This window comes from Kribbella lupini, from assembly GCF_039529595.1.
Taxonomy (GTDB): Bacteria; Actinomycetota; Actinomycetes; order Propionibacteriales; family Kribbellaceae; genus Kribbella; species Kribbella lupini.
This window is the reverse complement of sequence record NZ_BAAANC010000005.1, coordinates 269983-292085: the sequence shown is the minus strand read 5'-3', so window position 1 is coordinate 292085 and position 22103 is coordinate 269983. Positions and strand designations below refer to the sequence as shown.

The 22103-nt window shown below is 68.2% G+C and carries 25 protein-coding genes; 15 read left to right on the top strand and 10 right to left on the bottom strand.

From position 1 onward, the window contains the following. Positions 1-66: 66 nt before the first annotated feature. Positions 67-711, bottom strand: coding sequence for a TetR/AcrR family transcriptional regulator (locus ABD235_RS38000; protein WP_344183248.1), 645 nt, complete (start codon positions 709-711; stop codon positions 67-69). Positions 712-781: 70 nt separating this feature from the next. Next, positions 782-1954, bottom strand: coding sequence for an epoxide hydrolase family protein (locus ABD235_RS37995; protein WP_344183246.1), 1173 nt, complete (start codon positions 1952-1954; stop codon positions 782-784). Between the two features lie 115 nt (positions 1955-2069). Between ABD235_RS37995 and ABD235_RS37990 the strand changes: the two genes are divergently transcribed. Both ABD235_RS37990 and ABD235_RS37985 read left to right on the top strand, forming a co-directional pair. After that, complete coding sequence (locus tag ABD235_RS37990; RefSeq protein ID WP_344183244.1) at positions 2070-2918, top strand: aldo/keto reductase; 849 nt, start codon at positions 2070-2072, stop codon at positions 2916-2918. Between the two features lie 52 nt (positions 2919-2970). Continuing rightward, positions 2971-3615, top strand: coding sequence for a chorismate mutase (locus ABD235_RS37985; protein ID WP_344183242.1), 645 nt, complete (start codon positions 2971-2973; stop codon positions 3613-3615). A gap of 44 nt (positions 3616-3659) precedes the next feature. Here ABD235_RS37985 and ABD235_RS37980 read toward each other — a convergent pair whose 3' ends face one another. Next, positions 3660-4418, bottom strand: a complete 759-nt coding sequence (locus tag ABD235_RS37980; RefSeq protein ID WP_344183240.1) for an IclR family transcriptional regulator — start codon at positions 4416-4418, stop codon at positions 3660-3662. Positions 4419-4492: 74 nt separating this feature from the next. On the opposite strand from ABD235_RS37980, the gene ABD235_RS37975 reads away from it, so the two are divergent. Genes ABD235_RS37975 through ABD235_RS37955 form a run of 5 tightly spaced genes read left to right on the top strand, consistent with a single transcriptional unit; the run spans position 4493 to position 8697 of the window. Next, positions 4493-5290, top strand: coding sequence for a 2-keto-4-pentenoate hydratase (locus ABD235_RS37975; RefSeq protein ID WP_344183238.1), 798 nt, complete (start codon positions 4493-4495; stop codon positions 5288-5290). Beyond that, entirely contained in the window at positions 5287-6231 is a 945-nt protein-coding gene (locus ABD235_RS37970) for an acetaldehyde dehydrogenase (acetylating) (RefSeq protein WP_344183236.1), read from the top strand. The genes ABD235_RS37975 and ABD235_RS37970 overlap by 4 nt, the downstream gene beginning before the upstream one ends. After that, complete coding sequence (gene dmpG, locus ABD235_RS37965) at positions 6228-7238, top strand: 4-hydroxy-2-oxovalerate aldolase (protein ID WP_344183234.1); 1011 nt, start codon at positions 6228-6230, stop codon at positions 7236-7238. The genes ABD235_RS37970 and dmpG overlap by 4 nt, the downstream gene beginning before the upstream one ends. A gap of 18 nt (positions 7239-7256) precedes the next feature. Next, entirely contained in the window at positions 7257-7658 is a 402-nt protein-coding gene (locus tag ABD235_RS37960) for a PaaI family thioesterase (protein ID WP_344183232.1), read from the top strand. 58 nt (positions 7659-7716) lie between these two features. After that, positions 7717-8697, top strand: a complete 981-nt coding sequence (locus ABD235_RS37955; RefSeq protein WP_344183230.1) for an amidohydrolase family protein — start codon at positions 7717-7719, stop codon at positions 8695-8697. Positions 8698-8728: 31 nt separating this feature from the next. Here ABD235_RS37955 and ABD235_RS37950 read toward each other — a convergent pair whose 3' ends face one another. Further along, positions 8729-9796, bottom strand: a complete 1068-nt coding sequence (locus ABD235_RS37950) for an acyl-CoA dehydrogenase family protein (protein WP_344183228.1) — start codon at positions 9794-9796, stop codon at positions 8729-8731. Between the two features lie 101 nt (positions 9797-9897). Here ABD235_RS37950 and ABD235_RS37945 point away from each other — a divergent pair, with 101 nt between their 5' ends. The 7 genes from ABD235_RS37945 (at position 9898) to ABD235_RS37915 (ending at position 15235) form a co-directional block, all read left to right on the top strand. Then, complete coding sequence (locus tag ABD235_RS37945) at positions 9898-10806, top strand: AraC family transcriptional regulator (protein ID WP_344183226.1); 909 nt, start codon at positions 9898-9900, stop codon at positions 10804-10806. Between the two features lies 1 nt (position 10807). After that, complete coding sequence (locus ABD235_RS37940) at positions 10808-11425, top strand: TetR/AcrR family transcriptional regulator (protein WP_344183224.1); 618 nt, start codon at positions 10808-10810, stop codon at positions 11423-11425. Between the two features lie 134 nt (positions 11426-11559). Further along, complete coding sequence (locus ABD235_RS37935; RefSeq protein WP_344183222.1) at positions 11560-11865, top strand: EthD domain-containing protein; 306 nt, start codon at positions 11560-11562, stop codon at positions 11863-11865. Positions 11866-11934: 69 nt separating this feature from the next. Next, positions 11935-12789 (top strand): alpha/beta hydrolase, encoded by an 855-nt coding sequence (locus ABD235_RS37930; protein ID WP_344183220.1) that lies wholly within the window; start codon positions 11935-11937, stop codon positions 12787-12789. Between the two features lie 336 nt (positions 12790-13125). After that, on the top strand, positions 13126-13302 hold the full coding sequence (locus ABD235_RS37925; RefSeq protein ID WP_344183218.1) for a hypothetical protein: 177 nt from the start codon (positions 13126-13128) through the stop codon (positions 13300-13302). Continuing rightward, the gene (locus ABD235_RS37920; RefSeq protein ID WP_344183216.1) at positions 13299-14771 is read left to right on the top strand and encodes an amidase; all 1473 of its coding nucleotides are present in this window, start codon (positions 13299-13301) and stop codon (positions 14769-14771) included. The genes ABD235_RS37925 and ABD235_RS37920 overlap by 4 nt, the downstream gene beginning before the upstream one ends. Before the next feature lie 143 nt (positions 14772-14914). Beyond that, positions 14915-15235, top strand: coding sequence for a DUF885 family protein (locus ABD235_RS37915; protein ID WP_344183214.1), 321 nt, complete (start codon positions 14915-14917; stop codon positions 15233-15235). On the opposite strand, the gene ABD235_RS37910 is transcribed toward ABD235_RS37915, so the two are convergent. From ABD235_RS37910 to ABD235_RS37885, 6 genes are read right to left on the bottom strand one after another with little or no spacing between them, the layout of a single operon-like run. Then, on the bottom strand, positions 15232-16437 hold the full coding sequence (locus tag ABD235_RS37910) for a CaiB/BaiF CoA transferase family protein (protein ID WP_344183212.1): 1206 nt from the start codon (positions 16435-16437) through the stop codon (positions 15232-15234). The genes ABD235_RS37915 and ABD235_RS37910 overlap by 4 nt on opposite strands. Further along, the gene (locus ABD235_RS37905; RefSeq protein WP_344183210.1) at positions 16437-17207 is read right to left on the bottom strand and encodes an ABC transporter ATP-binding protein; all 771 of its coding nucleotides are present in this window, start codon (positions 17205-17207) and stop codon (positions 16437-16439) included. Before ABD235_RS37905 ends, ABD235_RS37910 begins: the two co-directional genes overlap by 1 nt. Next, positions 17188-17958 (bottom strand): ABC transporter ATP-binding protein, encoded by a 771-nt coding sequence (locus ABD235_RS37900; protein WP_344183208.1) that lies wholly within the window; start codon positions 17956-17958, stop codon positions 17188-17190. The genes ABD235_RS37905 and ABD235_RS37900 overlap by 20 nt, the downstream gene beginning before the upstream one ends. Continuing rightward, complete coding sequence (locus tag ABD235_RS37895; protein WP_344183206.1) at positions 17955-19043, bottom strand: branched-chain amino acid ABC transporter permease; 1089 nt, start codon at positions 19041-19043, stop codon at positions 17955-17957. Before ABD235_RS37895 ends, ABD235_RS37900 begins: the two co-directional genes overlap by 4 nt. Continuing rightward, on the bottom strand, positions 19040-19918 hold the full coding sequence (locus ABD235_RS37890) for a branched-chain amino acid ABC transporter permease (protein ID WP_344183204.1): 879 nt from the start codon (positions 19916-19918) through the stop codon (positions 19040-19042). Before ABD235_RS37890 ends, ABD235_RS37895 begins: the two co-directional genes overlap by 4 nt. Continuing rightward, positions 19915-21162, bottom strand: coding sequence for an amino acid ABC transporter substrate-binding protein (locus ABD235_RS37885; RefSeq protein WP_344183202.1), 1248 nt, complete (start codon positions 21160-21162; stop codon positions 19915-19917). The genes ABD235_RS37890 and ABD235_RS37885 overlap by 4 nt, the downstream gene beginning before the upstream one ends. Positions 21163-21341: 179 nt before the next feature. Here ABD235_RS37885 and ABD235_RS37880 point away from each other — a divergent pair, with 179 nt between their 5' ends. Then, positions 21342-22061: a FadR/GntR family transcriptional regulator gene (locus tag ABD235_RS37880; protein WP_344183200.1), complete on the top strand. Its 720-nt coding sequence runs from the start codon at positions 21342-21344 to the stop codon at positions 22059-22061. The last annotated feature ends 42 nt before the right edge of the window (positions 22062-22103 follow it).

The following is a 22103-nucleotide window of genomic DNA, read 5'->3' as shown; positions in this document are numbered from 1 at the left end:
CTCACTATACAAGGATCAAGAGAGCGGGCAAGGGTGGCCAGGTGGTGGGCGAGCGACCGCCTGCCGTCAGCGCTTGCGCTTCGCCGTACCGCGTCGCTGCTCGGCCAAGCCGCGGATCAGCGCGACGAAGGGCGCGACCTGCGAGCTGTAACTCAGGCCGTCGAAACTGTTGGTCACCGAGAGACCGTCGGTCAAGGCACGCCCGAGAACGGCCAACTGCTCGACCACGGCCTGGTTGTTCTTGCCACCGTTGGGCGCGAAGATCGGGGTCAGCGCGTCCACCCAGGAGGCATGGGCGTAGTCGCGGACCCGGCGTACGGTCTGCTGGACCGCGTCGGCGTCCTTGTGCGGGCCGACGCTGATCGCGACCAGCAGCCGCAGGTAGTCAGGTCGCTGATCCAGTGAGCGGCACGCCGCCGTGAACCACGCTTCCAGGCGATCGAGCGGCTCCAGGTCGTCGAACGACGACGGACTCGGGAACAGGCCGTGCATCTCCTCGAAGGTCCGTTCGAGCAGCGCCGCCAGGACACCGAACTTGTTGCCGAAGTGGTAGTAGATCGAGCTCGGCGGCAGTCCGGACCGGGCGGACAGGTCCGAGATCGCCATACCGTCATAGCCTTTGTCACCGATGAGGGCGCGCGCGGCGTTCAGGATGTTGTCTTGACTGCTCGAGCCGGCCGTAGCCGGGGCAGCGCCGGATTCCCTCACCATGCGGTCATGATAGGTCCGCTCAGGCGCCACTCCCCCACCGGCACGCGGCCGCGTCGCCGGTCGACGGACCTCAGCCGGCCACCCCGAGCCGGGCCTCGCGCCGGTACGGACGGAAGAACTTCCGCAGCTCGTGGGCGTACAGTTCCGGCTCCTCGAAGGGCGCGAAGTGTCCGCCACGCGGCGGTTCCGTCGCCCGCACGGTGTTCGCTACCCGGTCGAGCCAGGCCCGCGGCGGGCGCACGATGTCCCCGGCGAAGATCGCGAAGCCGGACGGCACCTCGACCCGGCGGGCGAGCTGGGCCGGTGCGATCGCCGCGTTCGCGCGGTACATCCGCATCGAGGAGCCGATCGTCTCGGTGAGCCAGTGGAGCATGACGTTGGTGAGGATCTCATCCTTGGTGTAGCTGCGCTCGACGTCGCCGTCGCAATCGCTCCAGGCGCGCAGCTTCTCCACGATCCACGCCGCGAGCCCGGCCGGGGAGTCGTTGAGTCCCACGGCCGCGGTCTGGGGCTTCGTCCGGTGCATGGCGGCGTACGCACCCTCGGCAGCTCCCCACGACGAGGCGTTGGTCAACCACTCGCGTTCCTCCTGAGCCAGTTCGGCCGGGTCACCGACGAAGACCGGCAGGCCGGCGTCCATCCGGTGCACCGCCACCACCCGATCCGGATGATCGAGCGCCAGGTAGCGACTCACATGACTGCCGATGTCGCCGCCGGCTGCACCGAAGCGGGGGTAACCGAGGACATCCATCAACTCCGCCCACAAGCCCGAGACCGCGATCGAGTCCAGCGGCGTGCCAGGACGGTCGGAGTACCCGAAGCCGGGCATGTCCGGCACCACCACGTCGAACGCGTCCGCGGGATCCGCGCCGTGCGATCCCGGGTCGGTCAGCAAGGGGATGACCTTCGTGTACCGCCAGAACGAGTCCGGCCAGCCGTGCGCGAGAACGATCGGCAGGACGGGCCCCGCGGGGGCGACCGCCCGGACGTGTGCGTAGTGGATTCCGAGCCCGCGCAATGACACGCGAAACCGGCTGATCGCATTCAGCTCCGCTTCGCGGGCGGGCCAGTCGAACTCGTCGGCCCAGTAGCCGACGAGCTCGCGCAGGTAGTCGAGATCGGCACCGGCCGACCAACCGGCATCCTCGGGCGCATCCGGCCAGCGCGTCGCGCGCAGGCGAGCACGAAGGTCGTCGAGGGTCGCTTGCGTGGTCCGCGGGGCGAAGGGGCTTGGAGTCGACACAGGACCGACTGTACAAAGCCGATTGATCTGTCGGCCGAAGGTGTGGGGGCATCGGAAGACCTGTAGAGTGATCGCTACATACACGCATCGGATTCTCCGATCCAAGGACGAAGGCATGACCGAGCCACAGACTGCGAGCAGGATCACCATCGGCGGCAAGTCCGTGGCGCGGCTGGCGTTCGGCTCGATGCGGCTGGCCGATCGCCGGATCTGGGGTCCGCCGTCGGACCGGGAACACGCGGTCCGAATGATTCGTACGGCGGTCGAGCTCGGTGTCGAGCACATCGACACAGCAGACACCTACGGGTTCGGAGCGGTCGAAGAGATCCTGCGGGAGGCCTTGCACGCCTACCCGCATCAGGTCCTCGTTGCCACGAAGGTCGGCCAGGTGCAACCGCGGCCCGGCGAGTGGGAACCGATCGGCCGACCCGCCTTCTTGCGGCACCAGTGCGAGATGAGCCTGCGGCGGCTGGGCGTGGACCGAATCGACCTCCTCTACCTTCACCGCGCCGATCCGCACGTGCCGTTCGCCGAGCAGGTCGGCACGATGCGAGACCTGCAGGACGAAGGCAAGATCGCCCACTTCGGGCTGTCCGAGGTCGGCGTCGAGCAGATCGAGGCCGCCCGCGCGATCATCGACGTCGCCGCCGTGCAGAACATCTACAACCTGACGACCCGCGGCTGGGACGCGGTCGTGGATCATTGCCAGCGTCAACGAATTCCGTTCGTCGCCTGGTTCCCGGTCATGCGCGGTGCGCTCGCCGAGCCTGGCGGCGTCGCCGCCGAGGTCGCGGCGGAAACCGGAGCGACGCCGACCCAGGTGGCGCTGGCCTGGCTGCTGGCCCGGGCCGAGGTGGTGTGCCCGATTCCCGGCACGTCGTCGGTCACCCACCTCGCGGAGAACGTCGCGGCGGGCGCGGTGCAGCTCACCGACGTACAGATCGCCAGGCTCACCGCGGCCTGAGTCGCGACCTGTGGGCAGGTCCATTTCGATTCCCGGAAAGGGAGGCAAGCAGTTGAAGACGAGCAGCAAGGTGGCTCGCGGCATCGCGGTCACCGCCGTGGCAGCGGCGGGCGGGATGTCATTGACCGTTCCCTCGGCGATGGCCGCAGAAGTACCGCAGACGTCGCTGTCCTCCATTAGCGCGCTCGGGCCGCACGAGTCCTTCGGCCGGCTCGGCCCGCTGACCGATCTCGTCATCGAGCGACTTCTCGTCAGCGACGACGTGGCGGCGTCCAAGTTCGGCACCGACTCACCGATCGAGAACCCCGTCCGTGAGCAGCAGGTACTGGACCAGGTCCGGGCCCAGGCCGACGCCTTGGGGCTGGATCCGGACGACGCGGTCGCGTTCTTCCGCGACCAGATCACCGCGAGCAAGGAGGTCCAGACCGGCCTGTTCGCCCGGTGGACAGCCCATCCGGACCAAGCCCCCACCACCCGACCGGACCTGGAACAGATCCGCCTGCGGCTCGATCAATTGACGACGGCCCTGCTTCAGCAACTCGCGGCCACTGTCGACGTCCGCGACAAACCGATCGCCTGCACCGTTCACCTCGCTCTGGCGGTCGGATCGGGAACCGTCCTCGAGGGACTGAACACCCTGCACCGCCAAGCACTCGGTACGGCGGTCCGCTCGGTCTGCACCGCTGCGGCCCGCTGACGAAGACGTTGCCCAGGGCACCAGTCAGTGAGGGGACGACTTGGTCAGCCCCTCGCGGCCGGTGGGCGCAACGTGCGCGACAGGCCGAGCGCGGCCGTCCGCACCGCCGGGGCGAGGTGCGCCGGGCGGAACTGCTCCCGCGGGACGGCCACCGACAAGGCCGCGACGGCGACCGCGCCAGAGAACACGGGAGCCGCGATACAGCTGACTCCGAGCGCCGCTTCCTGTTCCTCGTACGCGAGCCCGGAGATCTGGATCTGCTCCAGGGCCGTTCGCAGGCGAACCGGGTCGGTGATCGAGTACGACGTCAGCTGCGGCAGCGGGTCCGCGAGGACGGCGTCGGCCAGCTCGGGTCCGGAGAACGCGAGCAGCGCCTTGCCGATCGCCGTACAGGTCAGGGGCAGCCTGCCGCCGATCCGGGACGGCAGCGCGACGGCGTCGTGGCCGTGGATGCGTTCGAGGTACACGACGTCGCGGTTGTCCCGGATTCCGAAGTGCACGGTCTGCCGCGTGCTCTCGAACAGGTCCTGCAGGAACGGCAGCGCGGTCTCGCGCAGGTCGTGCCGGCGAGGCACGAGCGATCCCAGCTCGAACAGCGTGCCGCCCAGCCGGTACCACTCCCCCTCACGCTCCAGCAGACCGAGCCGGACGAGGTCGCCGACGACCCGGAACGTGGTCGTCTTGCTCAGATTCGCCCTGGCCGCAAGTTCTGTGAGACGGAACGATCCGCCCGCTGGCCGATAGACGTTCAAGAGCGTGACCGCCTTGTCCAGCATGTTCCCTGCCGTCGCGTTCCGTGTCACGGAACAAACTTTGGCATACCTGACGACCCCGGCCTATACCTGGCCCACCACAGTCCAACCCTCGGAGGTATCCGATGAGCACCGCCGTTCAGAAAGCCGCGGAGCTGCTGGCCACCGCGGCCGCTACCGGCACACCGTGCCCGCCGGTCCGCGACCTGTTCGCCGACGGCGACATCGATTCGGCGTACGACGTCCAGCGGCTCGTCACCGAGCGCGTGCTCGCGACCGGGGACCGTCTTGTCGGACGCAAGATCGGCCTGACATCGCCGGCCGTGCAACGTCAGCTCGGTGTCGACCAGCCCGACTTCGGCGCGCTGCTCGCCACGATGGCGCTGAGCGGCGACGCGGTGGTGCCGGCCGGGCGGCTGCTCCAGCCAAAGGTCGAAGCCGAGATCGCGCTGGTCCTGGGCGCGGACCTCACCAGCGACGACTGCACCGTCGCGGAGGTGCGCGCCGCGACGGCGTCGGTCTCCCCCGCCCTGGAGATCGTGGACAGTCGGATCGCGGACTGGGACATCACGATCGTCGACACCGTGGCCGACAACGCGTCGTCCGGCCTGTTCGTGCTCGGCGGCACCAGCTTGTCGATCGGCGAGGTCGAGCCCGCCGACGTCGCGATGCAGCTGTACCGCGGCGCCGAGCTCGTCTCGGAGGGCACCGGCCGCGACTGTCTGGGCGACCCGCTCAACGCAGCGGCCTGGCTGGCGTCGACGCTGGCTCGGCGCGGGGATCCACTGCGCGCCGGCGACGTGATCCTCACCGGCGCCCTGGGGCCGATGGCTGCCGTCGCACCGGGTGACGTCTTCACCGCTCAAATCTCGGGTCTGGGATCGGTCCGGGTCAGCTTCGCCCCGGAAGACGGCGCGTCATGAGCGGCCGGACCAAGGTCGCGATCATCGGTTCGGGCAACATCGGCACCGACCTGATGATCAAGGTGCTGCGGTTGTCGGAGCATCTCGAGATCGCCGCGATGGCCGGGATCGATCCCGACTCCGACGGCCTGGCGCGGGCCCGACGGTTCAAGGTCGCCACAACGCACGAAGGCATCGACGGTCTCGTCCGGCTGGACGAGTTCGCCGACGTCGCGTGCGTCTTCGACGCGACCTCGGCCGGGGCGCACCGGCGGCACGACGAAGTCCTGCGCGCCCTGGGCCGCACCGTTGTCGACCTCACGCCCGCGGCGATCGGCCCGTACGTCGTACCGCCGGTCAACCTGGACGAGCACCTCGACGCCCCCAACATCAACATGGTCACCTGTGGCGGCCAGGCCACGATCCCGATCGTGGCCGCGGTCGGCGCCGTCACCCCGGTCCACTACGGCGAGATCATCGCGTCGATCTCGTCACGCTCGGCCGGCCCCGGGACGCGGGCCAACATCGACGAGTTCACCGAGACCACCGCGTCCGCGATCGAGAAGGTCGGCGGCGCCGCGCGCGGCAAGGCGATCATCGTGCTGAATCCCGCCGAGCCGCCGCTGATCATGCGCGACACCGTGCACTGCCTCGTCTCCGGCGCCGACACCGAGGCCATCACCGCCGCGGTCGAGGAGATGGTCGGGCGGGTGCAGGCCTACGTGCCCGGCTACCGGCTCAAGCAGAAGGTCCAGTTCGAATCCGTGGCCGTCGACGATCCGCTGCACCGGCTGGTCCCGGACGGCGCACCCGCCGACGCGGTCAAGGTCTCGGTGTTCCTCGAGGTCGAGGGCGCCGCGCACTACCTACCCGCCTACGCCGGCAACCTCGACATCATGACCTCGGCAGCCCTGCGAACTGCCGAGCGGATCGCCGCCCACCGGCAGGAGAGCACCCGATGACCGGCTTGTACGTCCAGGACGTGACCTTGCGGGACGGCATGCACGCCGTACGGCACCGCTACACCGTCGAGCAGGCGCGGACGATCGCCGGAGCACTGGACGCGGCGGGCGTCGCGGCGATCGAGATCGCCCACGGGGACGGTCTGTCCGGCTCCAGCATCAACTACGGCGTCGGCGCGCACACCGACTGGGAGTGGATCGAGGCGGTCTGCGACGTCGCCCACCAGGCCGTCCCGACCACCTTGCTGCTGCCGGGCATCGGGACCTTGCACGACCTGCGGCAGGCCCACCGCCTCGGCGTACGGTCGGTCCGGATCGCCACACACTGCACCGAGGCCGACGTCGCCGCTCAGCACATCAGTGCCGCCCGCGAACTGGGCATGGACGTCGCGGGATTCCTGATGATGTCGCACCTCGCCGAACCGGCCGAGCTGGCGTGGCAGGCCCAGTTGATGGAGTCGTACGGCGCCCACTGCGTCTACGTGACCGACTCGGGTGGCCGGCTGACCATGGACGGAGTCCGGGACCGCATCCGCGCGTACCGCGACATCCTGCAGCCGGAGACCGAGATCGGTATCCACGCCCACCACAACCTCGCCCTCGGCGTCGCCAACAGCGTCGTGGCGGTCGAGAACGGCGCGGTCCGGGTCGACGCGTCGCTGGCCGGTCAGGGCGCCGGAGCCGGCAACTGCCCGCTCGAGGCGTTCGTGGCCGTGGCCGACTTGATGGGCTGGGACCACGGCTGCGACCTGTTCCCCTTGATGGACGCCGCCGACGACGTGGTCCGCCCGTTGCAGGACCGCGAGGTCCGGGTCGACCGCGAGACCCTCAGCCTGGGCTACGCCGGTGTGTACTCCAGCTTCCTGCGCCACGCCGAAGCCGCGGCGACGCGGTACGGTCTCGACACCCGCACGATCCTGGTCGAGGTCGGCCGGCGCGGCATGGTCGGCGGCCAGGAAGACATGATCACCGACATCGCCCTCGACCTCGCCGCGGCGAGAAGCTGACTGTCACAGGAGACCGAGATGACGATCACCGCCGAGGACGTCTACGCGCTCGCACCGTTCGCGCGCACGCTGGGCGTGGAGTTCGGTGAGCTCAGCGCCGGGACCCCGGTGGGGGCCCGGCTGGCTTACCGCCCGGAACTGTCGACCACCAACGGCGGCTTGCACGGCGGCGCACTGATGGGACTGGCGGACATCAGCGCGGCTGTCTGTGCCGTCCTCCATGCGCCTCCCGGCGCGCTACCCGCGACGATGGAGTCCAGCACCCATTTCATGAACCCGGTCCGCGGCGACGCCTCGGCGACGGCCACCGCGCTGCACGTCGGACGGTCCGCGATCACCGTGAACGTCGACGTCTTCGACCCCGAGGGCAGGCTCTGCGTCCGGGTCACGCAACTCGTCGCCGTCCGGGTCTCCGCGTGACCCGGGCGTTCACACCGGCGTACGCCGGATCACGCGCTCGACACCGAGGACAGAAGCCGTGCCCCTGATCGCGATCGAAGAACACTGGATCATGCCGGACCTGACGGCCGCGCTGAACGCGATGCCGGAGGATCTGCGCGACGAAAGCCTGGCCTTCAACGAGCTGGGCGATCACCAGCAGCGCCTGCAGGACCTGGGCGCGGGCCGCATCGCGACGATGGATGCTCAAGGCATCGATGTCTCGATCCTGGCCCTGACGCCACCCGGAACCCAGCCGTTGCGCCCCGGCGACGCAGTGCGGTTCAGCCGCGCCGCGAACGACATCGCCGCGACGGCCGTGCGCACCCACTCGCCCCGGTTCAGGGCGTTGTCGTCGCTGCCGATGTCGTCGCCGACAGAGGTGGCGGGTGAGCTGGAACGCGCCGCGGGCCTCGGGCACGTCGGCACCATGGTCTACGGGCGATCGGGCGAGCGTTTCCTCGACGATCCCGCGTACGACGACTTCTTCGCCGCCGCCGCGGAACTCGGCCAGCCCGTGTTCATCCATCCGCAACTGCCCTCGGCCGCCGTACGCGACGCGTCGTACCGGGGCTTCGATCCAACCACCGAGCTCGCCCTGGCGACCTTCGGCTGGGGCTGGCACCTCGAGGCCGCGACGGCGGCCCTGCGGCTGATCCTCCGGGGCACCTTCGACCGGCATCCCGAACTGCAGGTCGTCCTCGGCCACTGGGGCGAGCTGCTGCTGTTTTGGCTGGACCGGACCGACAGCCTGTCGCGCATCGCGGGCTTACGGCGACCGGTGTCGGACTACATCCGGTCCAACTTCTTCATCACCAGCTCGGGCATGTTCAACCCGGCGCTGCTGCACCACGCCCTGTCGGCGACCTCGGTCGACCGGTTGCTGTTCTCGACCGACTACCCGTTCCAGCAGCCGTGCCGCGACGAGATCACCACGTTCCTCGGCCACTTCGGTTCGGACGAGGAACGGCGGCTGTTCTCGTCGGCCAACGCGGCGGCGTTGTTCGGCATCGACAGCTGAACGCATCGAGTACTTCGCGGACACGCGGCGGTCACACCTGCTGGCTCGTTCCGGTCAACGACGTACCGAAATTCTCCACGGCGAGGTAGGGATTGAGGTGCGGATGACGACTGCCGACGGCGACGTCACGCCAGAAGCGCTGCAGCGCGTTCGACGTCGCGAAACCGCTCGCTCCGTGCAGGTCGAGCATCCGCTCGACGGCGGCCCGGCAATCCTGGCCGGCGTCCGCGAGAGCCATCCGCAGGCGAGGACCGTCCACGGCGGACAACTCGGCCGCATCCGCCTCGCGGGCGACCTCGAGCAACGTGTTCTCGGCGCGGTTCACCAGATGGGTGGCTTCGGCCAGCCAATGGCGGGCGCCAGGCGACTCTCCCATCCTCGTGTACGCGGTCATGAACGGCTTGCGCTGCGAGGCGAACATCGCGTTCGTGAGGTCGAGTGCTCCCTGGGCGGCGCCTACCACCGGGCCGAGCACCGTGATCGCGAACAGCATCATGTCGTTCACGGTGAAGGGCGCCGCCTGGGTGATCCGCTCGGCCGGCACGACGACGTCGTCGGCGACCAGGGTGTGGCTGCCGGTGCCACTCATGCCCGCCATCGCCCACGTTCTCTCGACGACGAGGTCGGCCGTCGGAATCAGCGCGAACGAGAACACGTCGTCGACCATCACCGCGAGCCCTGCCCAGACCGCGTCCTCGCAGCCCGAGACGTTCGGCCAGCGACCGTTGACCCGCACCCCTTCGGGCACTTGCTCGCCCCGGGCGCCAGGCACCCCCGAACCACAGAAGAGGGCGTCCGGGTCGGCGAAGAACTCCGTCTCGGACCCGGCGAAGGACCGACCGGCGAGGTTCTTCGAAGTAACGCAGGTTCCGGCGATCCATGCGGTGGAGGGGCAGGCACGGCCCAGGCCGGTCAACTGTCGCGCGATGGTTTCCGCGTCCGCCCAGGCGCCGCCGCAATCCTGCGGTGTCCGCAGCGCGAAGACGCCGCCCTCGCGCAGCGCCTGCAAGCCCTCGGGGGCAGGCCGCTCGTCGTGCTCCACCTTTTCGGCATGGGTCCGCAGGACGGCAGCGGTCTTTGCGTTCGTGTAGTCGATCACTTCGTCAAGACAACCACCGGTCACGCACGCCCGGCCATGCGCGAACGGCACCGATTCATACGCGACCGTGCGCGGTCGAGCACGTCACCAGGATGGTTGCCATGGATCTGATCAGCGAGGCGATCCGATCCATGCGGATCGGCTTCGCCGGCGCTCGGCTGGTCAGGCAGACTTCCCCCGGAGGCCTCCGGTTCTCCGCGTTCGACGGCAGTGGATTCCACATCGTGACCTACGGCGCCTGCTGGCTGATCAGCCACGACGATCCCGTGCCCCTGCGTCCGGGCGACATCGTGCTCACCTCGTACGGCGCCGAGCACGGTCTGAGCGAGGCACCCTGCGCGCTCCGTGACCTCCCGCTGGTGGAGATGGGCCCGCACCCGCCGGCTACGGGTCCCTCGTCCTTCGAGTTCCTCTGCGGCGCCTACTGGCTCGACAGTGGCCACGCGCCCCAGTACCTGCGCGCGTTGCCCGCCCTCATCGCGGTGTCGCCGGACTACGATCGCAACCCGGAGATGCGGTCGCTCGTCGACCTGCTCGCCGCCACCGTCGCCACGGCCGAACCGGGCGCAGCCGTGACGCGTCGGGCGCTGCTGGACCTGATTCTCGTTCAGGTCCTCCGCCAGTGGCACGAAGAGGACGCGTCCCGGTGGCCGGAGGCGGCTCATCCAGGGATCGCCGCCGCCCTGCGCGAGATCCACGAGAATCCGCATCGACAGTGGACGGTGGACCGGCTGAGCGAGGTCGCACGAATGCGCCGCACCGCCTTCTCCAGGCTGTTCACCACCGTGGTGGGACAGGCTCCGATCGGCTACCTGACCGGCTGGCGGCTCAGCCGCGCCGCCGAACTGCTCCGGGAGACCGACGCCCCACTGGCGAGCATCGCTCCCCGGGTCGGCTACTCGACCGAGTTCGCCTTGTCGGCGGCCTTCCGTCGCGAGTACGGCGTGTCACCAGGCCGGTTCCGCAGGGCTGCCACTGGACAACTAGAAGACCGAACGTTCTATCGCTAAGATGGAGCGCATGACCCCCAGCGAAACCGAAGCCCGGCCGTCCGAGGCGCGGCAGCGGCTGCTCACCACGGCCACCAGGATCTTCTACGCAGAGGGCATTCATTCGGTCGGCGTCGACCGGCTCATCGCCGAGGCGAAGGTGACCCGGGCTACTTTCTACCGGCACTTCCCCGGCAAGGAAGACCTCGTCCTCAGCTACCTGCGCGAAGTCCACACAATGGAGCGCACGACGGTCGAGGCGGCGATCGCCGGCAACCCGAAACCGGTGGACGCACTTCTGGCCATCGCGCGGTCGATTGCTCAAGGCATCCAGTCGCCCGGATTCCGCGGTTGCGCCTTCCTGAACGCCGCGGCGGAGTACCCGACCACCGATCAGCCCGTCCACCAGGAAATCATCGCCCACCGGCAGTGGTTCCTGGACACCCTGACCGCGATGATGGCGCAGGTTCACCGCGGCACGGCAGACGCGGCCGCACGCCACTTCGTGATGCTGCGCGACGGCGCAATGGCGGCCGGCTGCCTTTTCGACCCCGCCCTGGTGGCCGAGACCTTTCTTCGCGGGATCGAAGGACTCCTTCGGATCAACGCCGAACGCCGGTCGTCGGAGTCCGCCCGCTAACACCACAACCTGGTTTCGCACGAGATAGAACGATCGGTCTTGACAACGATCAACGATCTCGCCTATTGTCGATGAGACAGAACGTTCGTTCCATCAACTCGATGGTTCGGACGACAACTCGGCAAGGAGCCCTCATGCCCACCAAGATCACGCTGGTCATCGACAACCCCGCGAACCCGGACGAGTTCGAGCGCGCCTACGCGGACATCAAGCAGGCCGCGGCGAAGTTCCCGAAGCTGCAGCGGCTCGAGTCCGCCAAGGTGTGGCCGAAGGAAGACGGCACCGCCACCCCGGCGTACCGCACGCTAGACCTGTACTTCGACAGCTACGAGGACGCCTCGGCCGCGGTCGAGACGCAGGCTGCCGCCGACCTGTTCGGCACGCTCATCGGCACCGCGGTCCCGTTCAAGGGTTTGTTCTCGGACATCGACCACGCGTAGGGAATCCCCGGCACCGCCGCCGATCCGCCCGCCTTCAGCCAGAACTCTTTCCTCAGAAAGTGATGCTCCATGACTCACCCGATTCCACTCCGTAAAGCGCTGCTCTCGCTCGGCGCGGCGGCAGTCGTCGTCGCCGCGGTGGCGATGACTGCGCCGGTCTCCGCGACGACGAACGTGCCTGCCCCTGCGCCGGTCCCGGCCGCGCGCGCGGCCAAGCCGACCGTGGTGCTCGTGCACGGTGCGTACGCCGATGCCTCCGGTTTCGGCACAGTGATCGCTCGGCTGACCCGCGACGGCTACCCGGTGCGCACGGTGTCGAACCCGCTGCGTGGCCTGCCCACCGACGTGGCCGCGGCCAAGGACGTGCTGCGCGACATCAAGGGTCCCGTCGTCCTGGTTGGCCACTCGTACGGCGGCGCGGTGATCACCAACGCGGCGGCCGGCGATCCCGACGTCAAGGCGCTGGTCTACCTCGCGGCACTGGTTCCCGACGTCGGCGAGACAGCGTTCGGTCCGACAGATGTCCCCATCAAACACCCCCTGCCGCCGTTGCCGATCGTCGAGGTTCCGACGGTGGCCGCCGACGGAACTCGCGGAACGGATATGTACCTGGCCAGGGATCAGTTCCGCCCCCGGTTCGCCAACGACGTGGACCCGGCGACCGCCGCGATGCTGGCTGTCACCCAAAGGCCGCTGTCGAAGGCCGCAGAGACCCAGAAGAGCATGGCGGCGGCATGGCGAACCATTCCGTCGTCGTACCTGATCACGAAGAACGACCAGGGCATCCCGCCGGAGCTGCAGCACTTCTTCGCCCAGCGGGCCAAGTCCCACGTCGAGGAGGCCGACTCCTCGCACGCCGTCTACCTGAGCCACCCCGACGCGGTCGTCAAGATCATCGAAGACACCGCCCGCCGGACCCGCTGAAGCACAGCCGACCGGCTCCCCCACGCTGCCGGACGGCGTCCGAACGAACGGCCGTCGTCGTGGCCGCTGATCAGCCCCTAGCGCGCCTCGTACACCTCGAGCGGGTGATCGAGGCGAGCTCGCGGGTGAGTGACCAGCCGGCACCAGCGCCGCGGCGCGACTCGACCAGCCCGGACTCGCGCAGCTCGCCCTACCCTCGGCGAGATCGCCGTCGTCCGGGCTCGCAGTCAAGGTCTCGGCGTCGCCCGCGACCGGCAGCTCACCTCGCTGCGAAACTGCACCCCGCCCGCGGACCTGCCCGAGTCGGCGAGGCGCGCCCTGCACACGGTCAACACCATGCTGCAGACCGGGACGCTGGGCGACGCCGACTACGTCGGCACCGTCGAAATGCTCGGCGAACGCGCTCTGGCCGAGCTGGTCTGGCTCGTCGGCTACTACTCGATGCTCGCGCTCGCCATGACCGTCTTCGACCCTCCCCATCCACTGACCGCAGGCAGCGACAGTTCGGCATGACATCCCTTCATTACCTGTCCGCCACCGAGGCGCTGCACCTCTTCCGCACCCGGCAACTGTCACCCGTGGAGCTCATGCAGGCGATCGTCGACCGTGCGTCCATCGTCGAACCGGTGGTCAACGCGTTCGCCGAGCAGATGTTCGAGCAAGCACTGCTGGCCGCCCGAGCCGCCGAACAGCGCTACCGTTCCGGCGGCGAACCCGGACCTCTCGAAGGCCTGCCCGTGGCGGCGAAGGAAGAACAGCACCTGGCAGGCTTCCCCGTCACCGATGGCACGCTGCTTCGGCCGTCCTACCCCGCACCACAGACAGCGCTCGTCCTCGCGCGGATCCAGGAAGCGGGCGGCATCGTGCACGCCCGCACCACGACGTCGGAGTTCTGCTGCCTGCCCATGTCCCACTCGCGACGATGGGGCGTCACGCGCAATCCCTGGAACCTCGAGACATCCGTCGGCGGATCGTCCGGCGGATCGGCTGCGAGTCTCGCGGCCGCAACCACGACGTTGGCCACCGGCTCGGACATCGGCGGCTCGCTCCGCGCGCCTGCCTCCTTCGCGGGGGTCGTTGGCTACAAGCCGCCGCACGGACGCAATCCCATCCTGCCGCCGGCCGGGCTCGACCCGTACTTCCACCACGGACCGATGGCCAAAACGGTGGCCGACTGCGCCCTTCTCCAAAACGTCATGGCGGGCGAAGATCCACGCGACCCCGACTCACATCTCGCCTCGGTCGCGATCCCTCGAGATCTCGAGGGAGTCCGTGGGCTCACGGTTGCCGTCAGCCCCGCGCCAGGAGACTTTCCCGTCGATCCTGAGATCCGGGCCAACACCGAGGCGGTCGCGGACGCCCTGAGATCCGCCGGAGCAGTGGTCGCCGAGATCGAGCTCGGTCTTCAGCTGGACATGATCAAGCGGGCCTTGGGGGCTCACTTCGGGAGTGCCCTCGGCACCGAGATCCTCGAGTTGGACCGGTTGCATCCCGACGTCGTCACGCCGTACTGCCTGGCTTTCGCGCGCGATGGCGTGAAAGTCGGTTCGATGATGGACACCGCATCGGGACGGGCCTTGGAACAGGCCGTCCGGGATCAGCTCGACGAGGTGTTCAGCCAGTTCGACGCGCTGATCATCCCGACGGTCGGCGCCACCGCCTTCGCGGCCGGCGAGGACTACACGGAGACCTCGCTCGCAGTGAACGGTGTCGCCCTGGAGCACTTCTCCGATGCCTCGCTGACCCCGGCGTTCAACATCAGCAGCACGCATCCCGTGATCTCCGTTCCGTCCGGATGGGCGCACAACAACGTGCCGACCGGCGTACAGGTCGTTGCGGCCCGGTACGCCGACGTCACGGCGTTCCGCGTCGCATCGGCGATCGAGCAGACCGTCGGCGCAGGTTTCATCACGCGCACCCCGCAGGATGAAAACCTTCGCTCCACCGCGGCCGGCTCTACTCCCCTTCGAGCTCGGTCTTGACGCTTCTCAGATGGCCGCACAGCGCGGCGTCGAACCCGGCCGTCGTCGTGCCGACGGTTCGTGCAGCACCTCCGCGCGACCGGACGCCTGCACTGCCGCACGGCGCAGGACGTCGAAAACCTTCACTCAGGCACATCCGGCGCATGGGCAACTACCGCTACAACGGGTCGGGCCTCGAGGACCGCTCGCAACTGAACGCCGCGACGCTGATCTTCCACGAACTGATCCCGGGCCACCACTCCACATCGCCCCTGCGGTACTCGACCGGCTGGCCCGGTCAGGCACTTGGTTACCGGCTCGGTTGCGAGCAGTTCTGGGCAGCTCGCCGCGAGGCCGAGGACGCGCTGGGGGCGGCCATCGACGTACGGGCGTTCCACGAGATCGTTCTCGGTGCCGGGGGCCGGCTCCTTCCGATGGTGCGTGACGATGTCCGCCGCTGGGTGGCTGAGCGACAAGCCGCCTAGGGCGCCGGGTTGCCGAACGCACCCGACGCCGTCAGCGCCTGCCGCTCGTCGTCCCCGAGTTTCAGGAGCTCGGCAAGCACGTACTGCGTGTCCTCGTTACGTTGCGGCGCCCGTCGGTGTTCTCGGCGTGGCTCGCCGGCCCGCAGTGTTGCGCGGACCTGCCGAACGGCGCCGAACGTCGGGTGCTGCGTTTCGACGACCAGATCGCGTGCACTGACCTGCGGATCGCTGAACGCCTCTGCCAACCGCCGTACCGGCCCACTCGGAATGCCGGCCGAGGAGAGTGCCTGCAACCAGTCCGCGGTCGGCCGGCGAAGGAACTCGGCCTCGAGGAGCGGGACGAGAACCTCCCGATGTTCGTGCCGGCCGGCGAGTGTCGCGAAGCGAGAATCGATCGCCCACGCCGGCTCGCCCAGGACGGCGAGGAGCCGGCGCCAGAAGATGTCCTTGCCGGCCTGGAGCGTGATCCAGCCGTCCGAGGTCGCGAAGACCTGCGCCGGGACGACCGAGGGGTGCGCGGAGCGACGGGTCCGTTCCGGATGGTCTCCTGCCGTCAGGTGCCAGGTCGCCAGATAGTTCGTGAGCGACAGCGCCGTGTCGAAGAGGCTGACGTCGCAGTCGAGACCGACGCCGTCGCGTCTGGCCGCGTGCACGCCGGCGAGGATCGACGCCGCGGCGACGATTCCCGTCGAGAAGTCGACCAGGGACAAGCCGGATTTGGTCGGCGGTCCGCCCGGCTCACCGGTGAGGCTCATCCACCCGGCCAACCCCTGCATCACGTAGTCGTACCCGGGCTCTGCCCGCCGTGGCCCGGTCATCCCGAATCCGGACAACGAGCAGCACACGATCCTGGGGTTGATGGCGCGCAGATCCGTGAACCTCAGGCCGAGTCGCTCCGGCACGTCGCCGCGCAAGTTGCTGAACACGACATCGCTGTGCCGGACCAGGCGATGGAACACCTCCCGGCCCGCCGGCACACCGAGATCGAGACTGATGCTGCGCTTGTTGCGGTTGAAGGACTCGAAGAACAGGGAGTCCTCGCCGTCCGTGTGCGGAGGGACGTACCGCCCGACGTCTCCCCCACTGCGTGGATCCTCGATCTTGATGACCTCCGCGCCAAGGTCGGCGAGCTGGAGCGTTCCCCAAGGGCCTGCGCCGTACTGCTCAACGGCCAGGATCCGAAGGTCCGCGAGCGGTTCCATCAGTCCATACCGCCGAGGAACGAGTGGCGCACCTCGGGATCGCCGAGCAGCTCTGCTCCGGATCCGGTGTGGGACACCCGGCCCCGCTGGATGACATAACCGAGGTCGGAGATCGACAGCGCCGACTTGGCGTTCTGCTCCACCATCAGGACACTGATGCCGGTCTCCTCCTTCAGCTCGACCAACTGGGCGAAGACCTCGCTGACCAGGTTGGGCGACAAACCCACCGACGGCTCGTCCAGCAGGACCAGGCGGGGATCCAGCATCAGGGTCCGGCCGATCTCCAGCGCTCGCCGTTCGCCCCCGGACAAGGTGGACGCATGCTGGCGCCGGCGCTCACGAAGCCGCGGGAAGAGGTCGAAGATTTCGTCGATCCTGGCCTTGATCCGCCGCTTGTCGCGCACCACGTACATGCCCAGCGCCAGGTTCTCCTCGACGGTCAGCCCGGGAAACACGGTCGACAGCTGCGGAAGCATGGCGATCCCCAGCTTCAGCAGGTCCTGCGGCCGTTGGCCGGTGATGTTCTGGCCTTCGAAGTCAACGGTGCCGAGCCGGATCTTGATCAACCCGTAGATCGCCTTGAACGCCGTCGACTTGCCTGATCCGTTCGGGCCGACGATGCACGTGATCTGGTGTCGTGGCACCGCCAGCGTGATGCCCTGGAGGATGTCGAACCCGCCGTACCCCGCATGCACGTCGTGCGCTGTGAGGATGTCGCCGTCCTCGCGGGGACGCTGCGCGCCGCGGGTCTCAGACTCCGAGGTAAGCATCGATGACCTCCTGGTTCTTGCGGACACGGACGGGGTCGCCCTCGTCCAGGACCTTGCCTGCAGACATCACGACGATGCGGTCCACGGTCGAGAAGACGAAGTCGACGTTGTGCTCGACGATCACGAACGCGATACCGTCGCGTTCGCGCACCTGAAGGACGTACTCCCGCAACTTCCTGATCAGCGTGGGGTTCACCCCGGAGGCAGCCTCGTCGAGCATCACCAGTTTCGGTCCGGGCATCAACGCCATGACGAACTCGAGCAGCCGCTTCTGTCCTCCCGACAGCGCTCCGGCGAGAACCTTGGCCAGCGGTGTCATCTCGGTGAGCTCGAGCAGCTCGGCGGCCCGGGAGCGCACCGAGCGTTCGGCCGGGCGAATCATCGCCAGTGGTGAGGCCGTTGCCCAGTTGCGGGCCAGGAGGACGTTCTCCTCGACGGTGAGCTCGGAGAAGACCCGGACGTTCTGGAACGTCCGCGCAATGCCACGTCGAGCGATCCGCATCGCGCCGGCGTTGGTGACGTCGTGTCCCTCGAACTCCACTCGCCCGTCGTTGATCTTCTGCTCCCCCGCGAGGCATGACAGCAGCGTCGATTTACCCGACCCGTTGGGTCCGATCAGGCCCAGGATCTCGCCGCGGCCAACCGTCAGGTCGATGCCGTCAACGGCGCGGATGCTGTTGAAGGTCTTCCGTACTCCAGTGGCGGCCAGCAGAGGCTCCGGAGCCGGCAACTCGCTCCATCCGCCCATCATTGCTGCGCTCCTGACTCGGCGTGTGACCGGCTGGTCGGGTCGTTGAAGTGGAACCACCGGCGCCGCGCCCGCAAGACGATGCGCCCGACGGCAGTGCGCTCCGCCCGAAAGACGACGCCGGCGATGCCCTCCGGCATGAAGAGCACGAGCAGCATGAGAGCAGCTCCGAAGAACATCAGGAACCCGCCGCCGCTGGTGCTGGACCACAGTTGGTCCTGGAGCAAGAGATAGACGACCGTCCCCAGGGCGGGCCCCCACCAGTAGCCGAGCCCGCCGAGGGTGGCCATCACTCCGAGTGTGATGAGGAAGTCCTCGCGGAACATGATCTCGGGGTCGATGAACGTTGCCTGGAAGGCCCACAGCGCGCCGACGGCGCTGGTCAGCATCGCAGCGAGGACGTATGCGAAAAGCTTCAGTGCCGTCGTGTTGATGCCCCTACCGGAGGCTCCTTCCTCGTCGTCGCGGATCGCGAGCAGCGAGCCACCGATCTGGCTGCGCCGAAGCCACCACGAGAAGAGCAGTACGAGGACGGCGCCGGCCAGGAAGACGTAGTAGAACCATCGACGGTCGATCATGCCCGGGATGATCAGTCCTTGAGCTCCTCCGGTCAGGTCGGGCAGGAGGTACGACAACTGCTGGAGGCTCAGGAACGCTCCGAACACCGCGATCGAGAAATAGATTCCACGCAGCCTCAGCAGCGGCCAGCCGATCAGCAGCGCGAACCCACCGGCGACCAGCATCGCCACCGGCACGGTTTCCCAGAACGTCCATTCGTGGCGACTCATCAGGATGCCGGTCACGTAGCCGCCGATCCCGAAGTGGGCGGCGTGGCCGAAGTCGACGTAGCCGGTGAATCCGGAGACGAGGTTGAAGTTCGAGGCCAGGATGACCCACATGAAGATGGTGCTGCAGGAGAAGAGGAAGTCGTCCGTCACGGCTGCTGCCGGGATCACGATCAGCACTCCGACGACGGCCGCGAGACCGGTCACGACGATCCCGCGGACACGCCTGCGCCGACGGTTGTCCTGCGATGCCGGCGGCCGCTGCGCCGTGGAAGCAGTGGCCAAGGCCGCGGTGTCGGTCATGAGTGTCCTCCTGCCGGAGTGAGGGTCGACGATCGGCGGACGGCAAGGACCACGACGACCAGAACGAAGGCCGCAGCAACGCCCAGGCCGGTGCCGATGTCGGGTACGTACGCGGCCAGAGCCGTCTCGATGAGTCCCACGAGCACAGCCGCCGCCACCGTTCCGGAGATCCGCCCGACTCCGCCGACAACGACGATGACGAAGGCCTTCAGCGTGAACACCACTCCGTTGTTCGGCGTGAAGGCTTGGGTCGCCGAGAAGAGGACACCAGCGCCGAAGGCCAGCGCGGCGCCGATCGCGAAGGCTCGGGCGTACATCGAGTTGACGTCGATCCCCACGATCCTGGCTGCCTCCTTGTTCTGCGCGGCCGCCTTCATCGCCCGGCCCGAGCGCGTGCGGTACAGGAACACGGCCAAGCAGGCGAGGATGACGAGCGAACCGGCGAGCATCACCAGGCGGCTCACCGGAACTGTGATGCCCAACGGCCGCCAGACGACGTCGGAGTAGAACGCCGGAGTCGACCGAGGCGTCGTCGTGAACGCGGTGATGAGCGCTCCCTGAATCAGGAAGGCCAGTCCGAAGGTCAGCAGCAAGGACATCAGCTCGTGCCGCTCGATGACGTGAAGAACGGCGAGCCGAGCGACAAGCCAACCCACGACGTACCCGACGACGAGTGCGGCCGGAAGCGCGACCAGAATTCCGAGGCCGAGGTACTCATGGAACGCCCACGCCAGATAGGCGCCGACCAGCATCAACTCGCCGTGCGCCAGGTTGACGACGCGCATGACGCCGAACGTCAACGCCACCCCCTGAGCGATCAGGGCGTAGAACCCCCCGAGGATGACCCCGTCGACGATGGTCTGCAGAAGAGTCATCGCTTGTCCCAGGCAACGAACGGCGCGTACTTGTCGGTGGCCGCGTCGGCCGGGCCGATGATCGTGCGCCGACCGGTCTTGTTCAACTGGATCGCCAACATCGGGCGCTCGACGTTGGCACCGACGAGTCCGCTCTTGTCGCCGGGATCGGCGAAGTCGATGTGGCCGAAGAACGTGTCCACGTCGAGGTCGTAGAGGGCGTCCTGGACGGCAGCCGAGTCGGTGCTGTCCGCCGCTTCGACGGCCAACTGCAGGGTGTACCCGGCTGCGGCGGCCGATGCCGACAGATAGGTCGGACCTTCGCCGAACTCCTTCTGGAAGCCGGCCGCGAACTCCTTGGCCGTGCCGAAGAAGTCGTCCTCGAACTTCGCCCCGTCCTCCCACTGGGAGGCACCGAGAATGCCGACGGCCTTCTTCGCACCCAGGGTCTTGACGAACGCGCCCTCGCCGGCCGCCGGGATGGCAGCGGTGGGAAGGTTCCAGTTGAGCTCGCGTTGCGTGTTGACGGCCAGGGTGCCGACCACAGAGGTGCCGAAGATCAGCAGGGCATCAGGTCCGGCGGCCTTCAGCTGGCCCATCGCTCCCCGCGCGTCGGTACTGTCCGCGGGGAGGCTCTGGCTGGCGACGACCTTGATCCCGACTTCGGGACCGTACGCCGCAGTTGCCTTGTCCGCCTCCACCATTGGCGCTTCGTCGGTGTGCAGAACCGCCACCGTCTTCACCCCCTGCTCGCTGAGCAGGTCGAGGGCGGAGCGGGCGTACTGGGGTGTGATGGACAGCGGCGAGAACACGTACTCGTTGCCGTCCTTGAAGATGGCCGAGGCGCTTCCGGCACCGGCGAACATGATCGTCTTGTACTGCTTGGCGATCGCGGACGTCGCCAGTGTGAGCCCGGACGAGTAGGGGCCGAACAGGAAGTCGACCTTGTCGTTGCTGATCAGGCGCTGGACGAGCTTGATCGCAGTCTCGGGCTTCGACTGGTCGTCGTAGAAGACCAGTTCGACCGGCTGCTTCTTGCCGTCGACGTCGATGCCGCCGGCCGCATCGATCCGCTTCTCCCAGTACTCGTAGCCATGCCGCACCGACTCGCCTTCGGCGGAGTACGAACCCGTTTCCGAGATGGCGACCCCGATCTTGATCACGCTGTCCCCGCTGCCGCTGTTGGCGCCGCTCCCGCTGGTGCAACCGGCGAGCACGAGCGCAAAGGTCAGGGCTCCAGCACCCGCCGTGATCCGCTTGGACATGACTCCTCCTTCTCCGCCTTCCGGGAGGCCCCGGACGGGACTGGGGTGACGCCGAGCCCGGTGACCACCCGCCGCCACTAAAACATCAGAGGATTCATCGGGCAAGACCTTGAGTGAAATATCTGAGTTTTTACCGAGGGGCCCTGTCATCGCACCACGAACGGCTTAGGGTGGTGTTCATGGAGTCCCGGACAGCGGCACCGCAGTACCAGCGACTCGCCGACAAGTTGCGGGCGCAGATCATGAGCGGAGAGCTCTCCGCCGGCCAGCGTCTCCCCGCGGAGCCTGAGCTGATGAAGCAGTACGGTGTCTCCCGCAGCACGTGGCGCGAGGCCCTGCGCACCTTGGCCGCCGAGAACCTCGTCGTGGCCACCCGGGGCGTCACCGGTGGCACGTTCGTGGTCGAGCCGTCCACCGGCGACGTCGAGGAGTACTTGCGCAAGTCGCTGTCCATGCTCATGCGTAGCCAGCTCAGCGCCGAGCAGATCCTGGAAGCCAGGTACTTCCTCGAGGTGCCGGCCGCCGGCGTTGCCGCCGAACGCCGGACCGAGGAGCAGCTACAGATCCTGCGACAGTCGATCGAGGACCTGCGGGCCGATGCGGAGTCCACCAACTGGCGCGCCAACAACCAGTTCCACAACGCATTGCTCGACGCCACCGAGAACCCGTTGCTGCGAGCCCTCATCTCGCCGATCACTGCCACCTTGCGCGCGAGCGTGCTCCGGGAGCACGCCCAACCGGAGTTCTGGGCGGAGGTGGCCTGCGACCACGAGGCGATCCTGGTCGCGATCGAAGCGCAGGACAGATCCGCGGCGGAGGCAGCGATGCGGACGCACCTCGCCAACCTCCGCGTCACCTACACCGAGCTCGGCAAGTCGGCGGCCGGCACGTCCGCCTAGCGCCTCCCGGACGAGACGATGCCCGCGGTCGTACGACGACAG